We start from the raw sequence: 11,796 nt of genomic DNA, 5'->3' as shown, positions 1-11,796 counted from the left end.
AGCGTTAGATCAGTCCGGTTACAGGCCAAGTACGTGCTTGGCAGTGATGTTTTTCTGGATTTCATTGGAACCACCGTAAATAGTGGTGGCCCGACCATACATGTAATCTTTCCGGGCCTGGTCCCCGAATTCGTGACCAATGTCGCCAGAGGTGAGGCTGTCATTGATGATGCCGCCGTAAGGACCAGCCAGATCAATGGTCAGCTCGTGGATGGCCTGTTGAACCTCCGTGCCTTTGATCTTCAGTAATGAAGACTCCGCTCCCGGCCCCTGACCACTGGCCTGGGCCGCCAGTACCCGCAGCCCTGTGTATTCCAGCGCCATCAATTCCGCTTCGATGTCGCTAAAACGGGATCTGAAAACCGGGTCCTGTGCCATCACTTGGCCGCCTTCTGTTTCCTTGAGTGCATACTGCCTGAGCTTCTCAAGACGACGTTTTGAATCGGCAACCCTGGCGATAACCGTTCGTTCATGAGCCAGCAAGGATTTGGCGTAGGTCCAGCCTTTGTTTTCGTCACCGATACGGTTTTCCACGGGCACCCGAACATTGTCGAAAAACACTTCGTTGAGTGAGTGTTCGCCGTTGATCGTGGGAATAGGGCGTACGGTGACTCCCGGGCTCGTCATATCGATCAGTAAAAAAGAAATACCTTGCTGGGGGCGACCTTCGGTGCTGGTGCGGACCAGACAGAAGATCCAGTCGGCATGGTGCGCGCCGGTGGTCCAGGTTTTGGATCCGTTAACAACGTAGTGGTCACCGTCCAGCTCAGCGCGGGTTTTCAGAGACGCCAAATCGGAGCCGGCACCCGGCTCGGAATAGCCCTGGCACCACCAGTCATCAGACGCAAGAATGCGTGGCAGGAACCGTTGCTTTTGCTGCTCGGTGCCATAGGTGTAGATAACCGGCCCGACCATTTTCAAGCCGAAGGGCAGAACATCAGGCGCACTGGCAGCCACTCGTTCAGTTTCAAAAATGTGCATCTGGGTGGGCGTCCAGCCGGCACCGCCGTGCTCAATCGGCCAGGTGGGGGCGATCCAGCCCTGGGCAAACAGGTGCTTCTGCCACCGAACCGTTCCTTCTTTGTAGGTGTCTGGCTGCGCTATCAGTGCGGTGACTTCCGCTACAGGGGCCTGCTTGAAAAAGTCCCGAACCTGATCGCGAAACGCCACTTCTTCGTCAGAAAATGAGATATCCATTGCTTAGACCCCCGGTTGCATGACTGCAGTTTAAAAATTCATGGGAAACACAGTGTCAGTGATCTTTGAACGTCACCGCCTCACTGAGTGGAACCCGGCTGGTGCGGGTGTTGTTGGCCGGGACCTCCGGATCCTCGTAGCCAAAACACACACCAAACAATACGCCCATAGTGTCATCCAGATCGAACGCGTCGCGAACAAGATCCGGGTGTGAGCGCAGGCTACCCATAGCACAGGAACTCACGCCATGGGCTGTCATGGCCAGCATCAGGGTTTGGGCGTAAATGCCCACATCCACAGCAATGGTGGCGCCAAAAGAACGATCCATGCATAAAAAGGCTACGTGTGGCGCATCAAAAAGTTCAAAGTTGCGCAGGGCAGCGCGATTGCGCCCGACCTTATCGTCCCGGGCAATTGCCATTTCGCCGTACAGCGCGGCGGCGCACTCAACCTGCCGGCCGCGATAAGCGCCTTCAAACCTGGAAACGTAGTTGAAATCCGGTGCGGAAGGCACGCCGGATTTGGCCCTCTCAACGAACTGGTCGCGCAGGTTGTCGCGTAGTTCTCCAGAGGCAACAACCACATGCCAGGGTTGCGTGTTGCAATTGGATGGCGCCATTTGTGCCAGTTCGAATATCGCCGTCATCGTCTCTGCCGGTACCGCTTTGGGCAGAAAGCCCCGCACGGAGCGCCGATGGTTGATTGCGTCCGCCAGGGACATAGACGGATTGCTCGCTTTATTCATTTGAGGCTCCGAAAAAAAGCCGAAGATATAGAGTTCGTTTGGAGTGCTTGTGCTCGGCTGGTGCTGGTCAGTTTTTATGTTTTGAGTAAAAACCATAGCAAGTTGGTTGCAAGGTGAGAAAAGCACAATTTAGATAGAGCTTATGTTCATATTGTATATCTCGTTCAGGGTTATGTTGCATGCGAACTATAAGGTGATGAATTAAAAGTACTTAAATTTTTATTCAGTAAAAGAAACCGAGGTTTTGGCCAGTAAAAACAAGCGGCCGGTTATTTTTCCGGTTGCCCAGCTAATAACTTGTATGGCAGGTTTTAAAGGCATTGGTGGAAAACCAATCAATGCGCCCATGGAGTGCTGTTTGCCAATTAGTTCTAAACGACATTGAACAACGTGCTGGTTGTGCTGCTGACTTTTAGGAATACGACGCAATGAGCTACAAGACATATTGGCCCCAAGGTCTTCCCCGTATTTTAGACATTCCCGAGACGACCCTTTTCGATAACCTGGAAGTATCCGCACGCCGTTACCCGGACAAGTCCGCGGTGGTTTTCTACGACTCAGTGCTCAGCTACGCCGAATTGCTTCAACAGGCAGAGGCACTAGCAGGCTATTTGCAAGCTGAATGCAATGTAGAACCAGGCGATCGGGTAGCACTCTACTCCCAGAACAGCCCCCAGTTTGTGGTTGCATACTATGGCATTTTGCGTGCCCAAGGCGTGGTTGTACCCGTCAACCCCATGAACCTGGCGGGGGAGCTCGAGTATTGTGTTTCTGACAGTGGCGCGCGGACACTCCTGGCGGCCCAGGAACTCTACAAGAATGCGGCGACAGTGCTGGAATCAGGCTGTCTGGACCGAGTGATCATTCATACCTACTCAGACTATTTGGGCGAATTGAGTAAGGAGAAAGCGACGCGTCTACCGGGTAACTTAACCGAGCCTCGAAACATTCCTGCCCGTGAGAATGTTGTGGGTTGGGACGATGCGCTCAGCTTGGGACGCCAGCCTTTGCCCTATACCGGCACTCATAACGATGTGTGCCTGACGGCTTATACATCAGGAACAACCGGCAACCCGAAAGGCTGTCTCCATAACCATCGCACGATTATGGCCGCTGTTGCAGGTACTTCTGCCTGGCGTGGCAACAGCCCGGCAACCACCGTGTTGGCTATAGCCCCGTTGTTCCATGTGTTGGGCATGCAGGCCGGAATGAATACGCCCATTTTTTGTGGTTCAACGGTAGTTGTCATGCAGCGCTGGGATCGACAAATGGCGCTGGAATTCATTGAGCGATACCGGGTGACTAGCTGGTCAGGAACTCCGGCGATGTTTGTTGAATTCTTTGCCAACCCGGCACTGGCTCATCACGATATTTCGAGCCTTCATCGTTTGATGGGCGGTGGGGCGGCGATGCCAGAAGCCGTATCCCGAAGGCTCAACGAAGAGTATGGGCTCACTTACAACGAGGCATTCGGGCTAACCGAAACCGCAGGCTTTGTGCTTGGTAACCCAGTGGAGCGAGGAAAGCGGCAATGCCTGGGTATCGCGACGTTCAACGTGGATGCCCGCATCATTGATCCTGCCACGCTTGAGGAATTGCCCCAAGGGGAAACTGGCGAAATCATCCTTAACGGCCCTCAAGTGATGCTTGAGTATTGGCAAAAGCCCGAGGCGAACGCAGACGCTTTTATCCACCGTGATGGCAAACGCTATCTACGCACTGGTGATCTCGCTTACCTGGATGAAGAAGGCTATTTCTTTATGGTCGACCGCCTCAAACGCATGATCAATGCGTCCGGATACAAGGTTTGGCCTGCTGAAGTCGAAAGCATCATGTATGGCCACCCTGACATTCAGGAGGCGTGCGTGATCAGCGTACCGGACGAAAAACGCGGGGAAACGGCCAAGGTTTTGATCGTATTGAAGCCCGGAGCCAGCACAGCGGTTACGGAAGAGGATATTATTGACTGGTGCAAACAGAGCATGGCCACGTACAAAGTGCCTACGCACGTTGAGTTTCTTGATGAGCTGCCCAAATCAGCAGCTGGAAAGGTGCTGTGGCGCAAGCTGCAGGATCAGGCGCGCGCAAATCACTGAATACCGTTATAGAGGACTCTGTATTGAGCATAATCACGGCTGGCAGAATAGCCTATCCATTGGAACGCGCCCCTGAGATTGGGGAGTTGCGAGAAGTCGCGCCCAATGTTTTTTGGAGTCGTATGCCTCTGCCCGGCGGGTTGGATCACATTAATATCTGGCTTCTGAGAAATGATGACGGCTACGCAGTTATTGATACCGGGATGTACACCCAAGAGGCAGTGAATACGTGGCAACAACTGATGAGCAGCTTGCCTGACGATGCGCCTGTCCGGACCGTGTATGCAACGCACTTCCATCCGGATCACGTGGGCATGGCGGGCTGGCTGGTACGTGAAGGCGCCGAGCAGTTCTGGATGACCCAGCTGGAATACATGACATGTCGTATCGTATATAGCCAGATCAATGAAGACGGTGTGCCCCCGGAAGTTGATGCGTTTAATCGCAGTGCAGGCTGGCCCGAGAAAGTGATCGGAACCTATGCCCGGGGATATGGCTCCTACCGGAAAAGAGTCTTTCAACCACCGTTTTCGTATCGCCGGTTGGCTGAAGGCCAGCATCACTCAATCGGCGGCACCGATTGGAAAGTCGTCGTCGGTAATGGCCACTCTCCCGAGCATGCCTGCTTCTACTCCGAGGAGCTAAAACTGCTTATCTCCGGCGATCAGGTGCTGCCGCGAATTTCTTCAAATGTGTCCGTTACTCCAATGGACCCTTTCGCTAACCCCATGGCGGATTGGCTTGGTTCACTGAAAAAACTGAAAGCGGAAATACCGGATGACGTAATGGTGTTGCCCGCCCACCAGGAGTGCTTTATCGGGTTGCACGCCCGCATCGATGAACTGATTGGCTCACAGACCCAAGTGTTTACTGCCTTGCTGGAAGCACTCCAGGAGTCCCCGAAACGCGCCTACGACCTATTCGAAGTGCTGTTTTCAAGGCCCATAGCTGAAGACAATCTTCTGATTCTTAATCTTGCGACCGGAGAAGCCGTCGCATGTTTGAACTATCTGTATGAGCTTGGTGAAATCACTCGTTCAGTTGATGCAGACGGGGTGCGGTGGTATCAGGGAGTGTAAGGCTTTTGTTTGTATGGTAAACCTCGGTCTACTTCAAGCTCCGCTGTGAAATGGTGAAATAGTATGAGTAAAAAGCCAAGCATGCTGATTGTTGGCGCCGGAGCGATTGGTAGCTTCTACGGTGCCATTCTCAAGAAAGCTGGATGCGCTGTGAGCGTTGTGCTGCGTTCAGATTATGAGGCAGTTAAAGAGCATGGCATTCGAATCGAAAGCCCGCTTGGTGACCTGTCCTTCGCGCCAGATCGCATTTGTCGCCATGGCGACATACCAGACGCATATCCCGACTTCCTGATTCTCTGTGTGAAAGTGCTTCCCGGTGTGGACAGGGCTGCGATGATTGCACCCTGGATGGGTGACAATACCCGCTTAGTGCTGATTGAAAACGGGCTGGATATTGAGCAAGAGTTGGTGGATGCCTACCCGGAGAACCCACTCATAAGTTGCCTGGCATTTGTGGCGGTGAGCCGGGTGGATTCCGGAATAGTCGAGCATAAGGCCTTTGGGAAGCTGGTATTTGGGCGTTACCCGCAAGGCATTGATGAGGACTGCCAGATGCTTGCTGAACTGTTTCGGGAGGGCGGGATTAACGTCGAGTTGACCGAGCACGTAGTGGGCGAGCGTTGGCGGAAATGCCTCTGGAATACTCCGTTTAATCCCCTGTCGGTCATCGCCAATGGCGCGGATACGCGAACTTTGGTGGACACAGAAGGAGGCGAGGAGCTAATGCGGGCAATGATGCGCGAGGTGATGGAGGTAGCGGCGGCGGATGGCTACCCCATGGACGAGTCGCTGATCGACAAGAATATCGAGAGCACCCGTAAAATGCCCGCGTACAAGAACAGCATGGCGCTGGATTACCTGAACGGTCGCCCGATTGAACGGGACGCTGTGCTCGGTAGCGTGGTGGCCATAGCCAGGCGCCATGGTATTGCGGTGCCACACCTGAATACGGTGCTAGTCACTTTGAAAATGCGCGCCGCGCTCGAAGGGCGAGACTAGGGGCGCTGGCATGGCAACTCGCTTTCAATCAGTCCCTTGTCGGATTGAAGCGGCTAAGCGTGTCAGTGGCTTGGAGAAGCTTTGCCCGCTACAGATTGAATTGTAGAGCGAATGAATGTGCTCAGCTTGGCAGACAGCGCGCTGGTTTTTTCCGCAATGTATTTGCTGCGCTCATTTTTGGCCAGTTCTACAGCCTGATTGATTTCGGTAATGCTGGGAACGCGTGATGCTTGAGTATTCATAAAGGATAATCTCCTTGGTTTTCACCATATAAGTGCTATGGGGAATATGCTACTTAGGTCTAAAAATTTGGGAAAGCGATCGTTTCTAACGAGACTGCTGAGAAAAACTCATGATAGGTAGTAAGCCCTATGAGGCAACTCCCCCCCTTAAACGCCCTTAGGACGTTTGAGGCATCCGCCAGAAACGGCAGCTTTGCGGCCGCCGGAAAGGAATTGTTTGTCACTGCATCCGCAGTGAGTCACCAGATAAAGACTCTTGAGGAGTATTTGGGGATAAAACTGTTCAGCCGAAGCAAGCGCACGGTTGAGCTAACGCCATCTGGAAAACAGTACCTGGTGTCTGTGAAGCATGCGCTGAACGAAATTGAGGTGGCGACACACAGGCTGACGGCCAGCAAAGAAACGAATGTGGTCCAGATCAGCGTCGCACCCAACTTCCTGACGCGCTGGTTAATGCCCCGTATGTCGCGTTTCAGAGAGATGTTTCCGGATATTGAACTACGGATAAGTGCCTCTGTTGGTTTGCTCGACTTTAATCAGTCGAGCACGGATATGGCGGTCTACTACGGCAATGGCGAGTGGGACGATATAGAAGTCCATTTCCTGCAGAAAGTAATGCTCGTACCCGTGTGCAGCCCCAAGTTACTTGAGGGTAAGCATCCTTTGCGGGACCCGGGCGATTTGCGAAACCACACATTGATTTACGTCAGCACCCGCATGTGGGAGTGGGAGAATTGGTTCCAGGTGGCCAGTTCGGAATACATTACGCCGAAAGACAGCCTTCAGTTGTCCAGCAGCCAGTTGACCACTGCCGCTGCGCAAGAAAATCTTGGCGTTGCTCTGGCGGATCTTACATTGACCTCTAGAGAGATCAGTTCCGGGAATTTGGTAGTGCCCTTTAATATCCCGCTCGACACCCGGAAGGCCTTTTACCTCGTTCATCAGAAGCACCGCCCATTAACCACGGCTATGAAGGCGTTTAAAGAGTGGTTGATTGCAGAGATTCAGGCGCCGGATGTTTATGGAGTGGAGAGTGAACTGAGCGCTAACGTGCCAGGCACGGCCTCAGGCTCTGGGCAAAGGCAGTAATTCTAGCGTTGAGAAAAAGTGGTTTAAGAAGCCGGACACCATTTGGGCACAACCAATAAAAAGGCCCTACGCTTTCACGTAAGGCCTTGAAAAATATGGCGCGCCCGACAGGATTTGAACCTGTGACCCCCCTTCGGAGGGCACCCCATCAGACGGTTTCAACTGGCCGGCACCGACTTAAATCGGTGTGAGTCGTTGCTGGGAAAGAGTTTGGGCGAAATGTGCTCGCCCTACTGAAAGCGGTTAAGCCCACATGACAACTTGGATTTTGGGCACAGAGTGAGAATTTTGGGTTACCTGAATATGACCTATGGTTGCCTAAGCATTGGAGGGTTGTGCGGGGTGTGCCGGCTCTGGTTTTGGGTTGCCAGATAGAAGCTGTGCGAGACACCAGAGTCATGGCGAGGTTGTGCCAACAACAACCACTGCCACCATACTGGCGACAGTGGTTGGCTGGATTTACCGAATAACGAAACCACGGCCCACAGGGTCTGTTTCGTCGATCAACCACTTGCCGTAACCAACGAGTTCGGCAGTGCCTTGAACGCTGGGGCGGATTGCCTTGTAGCCGCCAATCTCTGTCTCACCGAGAATCTCGCCGGTAAAACGCCCGCTGCCAAGCAGTCCCTCGGAATAAATTGGGCGGCCGACCTCGAGCTCACCTCTGGCGTGGAACATTGCCATCATGGCGCTGGTTCCAGTTCCGCCAGGAGACCGATCCAGTTTTCCGCCGGAGAAAACGTGAACGTTGCGGTAGAGAGAATCCGGGTGTGTCCCCTCATGCCAGAAGGTAACAAAATTCAGTCCATTAATATGTGGGTGAGTTGGGTGGCGTACTTCCATGCGCCGATTAATCTCTGCCTTTACCGCTTCTCCAGCCTGGGAGAAATAGCTGCCATTTTCAGCGCAAATGGGCTGGATGTCTGATGGCACTCGAATAATTGCAAAAAAGTTTCCGCCGAACACCAGGTCAGCCTTCAACGTGCCCAGTCCGGGCACTTCTACCGGAATGTCCTGCTCCATCACGAATGCCGGCACATTTTCAAACTTTGTCCAATGAACCCGCTCTTCATCGGCCTTAACTTCTGACACAACAGTGCCCGCAGTGGTCTCGAAACGAATCTTGGTAATGCCGTCAGCTTGGGGCGCTGGCGCCAGGCGATGGGCAACCATCGACATTGAAAGGGCGATCGTGCCGTGGCCGCACATATCAACAAATTGCTCACCATCCATCCAGAGCATACCGGCATCGTGGTTGGCATCCGAAGGAGGGGTCAGGAAAACACCAAACATATGTTGGTGGCCCCGGGGCTCTCTCATCAGGCTTGTACGCACGTGATCGTGGTTAGCCTTGAGGTATTCGCGCTTGGACAGGATATCGCCACCATGCGGATAGGGGATGCCGCTATGAACGATACAAGTTGGCTCGCCTTCAGTATGTGTATAAATAACATCAAGAAATTGCTGGTTTTTCATGGGTATTCCTTAAGATCGATCGAGGTTTATGCTGGCCTGACTAAAGTCCAAGCAAGCGGGGTACGCTCATGACGATGCCTTCAGGCCATAAAATGACGGCTAGCAATACGGCAAACATCACAGCAATGAAGGGCAGGTTGGCCCGGGTGATACGAATGACGTCGACACGGGATATCACGCTAGTGATAAATAGCGCAGCGCCAACGGGTGGGGTTTGCTGGCCAATACCCCAGCAGATAATGACGACCATCGCGAACTGCAGCGGCTCGATGCCAAGCAGTTGAACACTGGGAAGAAAGAGCGGCACAACGATGAACATCATTGCAATACCGTCGAGAAACGTTCCAGTGATAATAAGAATCAGGCTTAGCACCAGGAGAAACGCAATCGGGCCGATATCGAGCTCAGTCATGGGTCCCAGAACCAGCTGCCCTAAGCTTTCGTAGGTGAAGGTATAACCGAGAGTGTGGGCAGCAGCAGTGACAAACATTACGGCTCCGGTCAGTACAGCGCTTTCCACAAGAGCCCGGTAAAGCGAGCGAACAGAAAGCGATCGATAGAGCAGCATTCCAGCTATCACGCCGTAAGCCACAGCTACAGCTGATGCCTCGGTTGGAGTAAAGACACCACTGAGAATGCCGCCCAAAATTATTATTGGCATCAACAGTGCGGGGAACGCGCTGACAAACGTCTTTCCCAAATGACCGACTGAAAAGGCGGCTTCGACTGGGTAATTACGTTTGACCGAAATCCACCACGCTGTCGCGATCAAGCCCAGCGCCATGAGTACGCCTGCGACCAGCCCTGCTGCGAACAGAGCCCCTGTGGATAGCCCCATGTAAGCGCTTAACAGAACCATGGGTACACTGGGCGGAATAATAATGCCGATAGTAGAAGACGATGCCGTGACGGCCGCGGTGAAAGGAGCAGCGTAGCCGCGCTTAATCATTTGCGGGATCATTACGCCGCCAACAGCTGCAGTGTCAGACATCGATGTGCCGCTCATGCCAGCAAACAGCATCGATGTCAGAATGTTGACCGCTGCGAGACCTCCGCGAAAAGCTCCAACTAACGCTCTCGCCAGATCGATCAGCCGAGCCGAAATTCCGCTGTGATTCATAATCTGACCTGCCAGTATGAACATTGGCACGGCTAGCAACGGAAAGGACTCAGTACCTCGATAGAGTTGCTGAACAAGAACCAGCATGTCGACGCCTGAGAAAGCAAGTACGACAATTGATACAAGTGCCAGCGCAAACGCGATCGGCATCGCTAGGCCGATTAGCGTCAGTAGCGCCAGGAGGATAGCTATCAAAATCATGATGACATTTCCTCGTTCAAGAGCTCATAAGGTGGCTTGCCGACTCGAATCGCGAGCAGGCACTGGCGGATTATTTCAGTCAACATGCCGACTCCTGCGATGGGTATGGCTACGTAAAAGAGCCACCGCGGTGCTTCCAACATTAATGTGGTGCGATGGGCAAAGGTGATCGCCTGTTCTATTCCCCAAATCACCATGATTAGCGCGACCACGCCAATCAAAGACTGGTTGATAAAGAAAATGCCCCATTGCGCCCGTCGTGACAGGCGAGCAACAAGGACGTCGATCCGAAGGTGGGCGCCTTGCCTCAGTGCCAGGTAGCCGCAGAAAAAAGTGGCGTAGACCAGCAATCCGATAAGAACCTCGCTGCTCCAAGCCAGTGACGTATTGAGGACGTAGCGCGCCAGAACCGAGGCCAGGGCTATCAGAGTGATGGCTGATAGCAATAGCGCAGCGACTGCTTCGAAAAAACGATCGAGCATAGTGAACCTTCCTGGGGGGGAACCTAATTTGGACAACCTGCCATTAATGGCTTAGGTCACGGAATTTCGGCGATCCGCTTAACAAGATCTCGAGCTTTGCTGGACATTTTCTCGGTGAAAACGCTCCACAATGGCTGTGATGCTTCTACGAATGCAGCTGTGTCGACCTGGTTTACTTTTACGCCACTCTCTTCGACCAGCGAAACGATCTGTTCATCAGCCTCTGTGCCAAAAGCCACAGTTGATTCGAATGCTTTTTTGCCACCCTCCAGCAGCGCCTGTTGTAGCTGCTCAGGCAGTGCCTGAAAGCGGGTCTCGTTCATAAGCAGAAAGCCGGTGGTGTAGACGTGGCCGGTAAGAGAGAGGTACTCCTGAACTTCGTAGAAACGACTGGCTCTCACTTCGACGAGAGGGTTTTCCTGGCCGTCGAACACGCCAGTTTGAAGTGCGGAATAGAGCTCGGGGTAGGGAAGTGGTGAGGCGTTGCCCCCCCATGCATTGAGCATCTTCACGCGCTGGCGGCTGGCTGGGGTTCGAATGCGCAACCCGTCCAGGTCTTTGGGGACGACGATCGGTTTACGATTGTTGGTGATGTGCCGAAAACCGCCCTCGTAGAAGCCCAGAACTCGGTAACCATCATTGAGAAGCAATTGACGGATTTCTTCACCAGCTTCGCCCTTGAGCGCACCATTCACGTGATCGCGATCACGAAATAGATAGGGCAGGGAGAGGATTCCTAGATCACTGTTAATTGTCGTGATGGCCGTTTCAATGGCAACAATGTCCAAGGTGTGCGAATCAAGCGACTCAATATTGGCAACCTGGCCCCCCAGCGCGCCGGAAGGAAACAGTTTGATATTAACGCTGCCATCGGTAGCCTCGGTTACGTGGTCAGATAGCGCGTTTAGCCCCGTTACCTGAATGCCACCAGGGGTGCCTACTGTGGCTGCGCGCAACTCTATATCTGCCGCTGATGATGCGACAGGCAATGAGAATCCAATAACTGCAGTGACAAGAACTTTTAATGACGTGTGACGCTTCATTAGAGACACTCCGGTTTGTTTTTAGAG

11 protein-coding genes are annotated in these 11,796 nt (G+C 53.2%); 4 read left to right on the top strand and 7 right to left on the bottom strand.

Translation table 11 applies throughout. The features are described from left to right. Nucleotides 1-18: 18 nt before the first annotated feature. Nucleotides 19-1,197, bottom strand: coding sequence for an acyl-CoA dehydrogenase family protein (locus tag RG807_RS15440; protein ID WP_309045692.1), 1,179 nt, complete (start codon nt 1,195-1,197; stop codon nt 19-21). 55 nt (nt 1,198-1,252) lie between these two features. Continuing rightward, nucleotides 1,253-1,942 carry a nitroreductase gene (locus RG807_RS15435; protein ID WP_309045691.1) on the bottom strand — a complete coding sequence of 230 codons (690 nt, stop codon included), beginning with the start codon at nt 1,940-1,942 and terminating at the stop codon, nt 1,253-1,255. Nucleotides 1,943-2,370: 428 nt separating this feature from the next. On the opposite strand from RG807_RS15435, the gene RG807_RS15430 reads away from it, so the two are divergent. From RG807_RS15430 to RG807_RS15420, 3 genes are all read left to right on the top strand, one after another. Then, on the top strand, nt 2,371-4,038 hold the full coding sequence (locus RG807_RS15430) for a long-chain-fatty-acid--CoA ligase (RefSeq protein WP_309045690.1): 1,668 nt from the start codon (nt 2,371-2,373) through the stop codon (nt 4,036-4,038). A 23-nt stretch (nt 4,039-4,061) separates the two neighbouring features. After that, nucleotides 4,062-5,117, top strand: coding sequence for an MBL fold metallo-hydrolase (locus RG807_RS15425; protein WP_309045689.1), 1,056 nt, complete (start codon nt 4,062-4,064; stop codon nt 5,115-5,117). Between the two features lie 63 nt (nt 5,118-5,180). Then, nucleotides 5,181-6,116 carry a ketopantoate reductase family protein gene (locus tag RG807_RS15420; protein WP_309045688.1) on the top strand — a complete coding sequence of 312 codons (936 nt, stop codon included), beginning with the start codon at nt 5,181-5,183 and terminating at the stop codon, nt 6,114-6,116. 62 nt (nt 6,117-6,178) lie between these two features. Here RG807_RS15420 and RG807_RS15415 read toward each other — a convergent pair whose 3' ends face one another. After that, nucleotides 6,179-6,358, bottom strand: a complete 180-nt coding sequence (locus RG807_RS15415) for a hypothetical protein (RefSeq protein ID WP_309045687.1) — start codon at nt 6,356-6,358, stop codon at nt 6,179-6,181. 129 nt (nt 6,359-6,487) lie between these two features. Here RG807_RS15415 and gcvA point away from each other — a divergent pair, with 129 nt between their 5' ends. After that, nucleotides 6,488-7,447 carry a transcriptional regulator GcvA gene (gcvA, locus tag RG807_RS15410; protein WP_309045686.1) on the top strand — a complete coding sequence of 320 codons (960 nt, stop codon included), beginning with the start codon at nt 6,488-6,490 and terminating at the stop codon, nt 7,445-7,447. Nucleotides 7,448-7,906: 459 nt separating this feature from the next. On the opposite strand, the gene RG807_RS15405 is transcribed toward gcvA, so the two are convergent. From RG807_RS15405 to RG807_RS15390, 4 genes are read right to left on the bottom strand one after another with little or no spacing between them, the layout of a single operon-like run. Continuing rightward, nucleotides 7,907-8,923 carry a proline racemase family protein gene (locus RG807_RS15405; RefSeq protein WP_309045685.1) on the bottom strand — a complete coding sequence of 339 codons (1,017 nt, stop codon included), beginning with the start codon at nt 8,921-8,923 and terminating at the stop codon, nt 7,907-7,909. Between the two features lie 40 nt (nt 8,924-8,963). Further along, the gene (locus tag RG807_RS15400; protein WP_309045684.1) at nt 8,964-10,244 is read right to left on the bottom strand and encodes a TRAP transporter large permease; all 1,281 of its coding nucleotides are present in this window, start codon (nt 10,242-10,244) and stop codon (nt 8,964-8,966) included. Continuing rightward, nucleotides 10,241-10,726 (bottom strand): TRAP transporter small permease, encoded by a 486-nt coding sequence (locus RG807_RS15395; protein WP_309045683.1) that lies wholly within the window; start codon nt 10,724-10,726, stop codon nt 10,241-10,243. Before RG807_RS15395 ends, RG807_RS15400 begins: the two co-directional genes overlap by 4 nt. Nucleotides 10,727-10,782: 56 nt before the next feature. Next, a complete protein-coding gene (locus RG807_RS15390; RefSeq protein ID WP_309045682.1) occupies nt 10,783-11,769 on the bottom strand; it encodes a TRAP transporter substrate-binding protein in 987 nt (328 codons plus the stop codon). Nucleotides 11,770-11,796: the final 27 nt, after the last annotated feature.

Origin of the sequence: Marinobacter sediminicola (assembly GCF_031157525.1) — a bacterium.
GTDB classification, from domain to species: Bacteria; Pseudomonadota; Gammaproteobacteria; order Pseudomonadales; family Oleiphilaceae; genus Marinobacter; species Marinobacter sediminicola.
The sequence above is the reverse complement of the archived record's forward strand: the minus strand, read 5'-3'. Positions and strand labels throughout refer to the sequence as shown.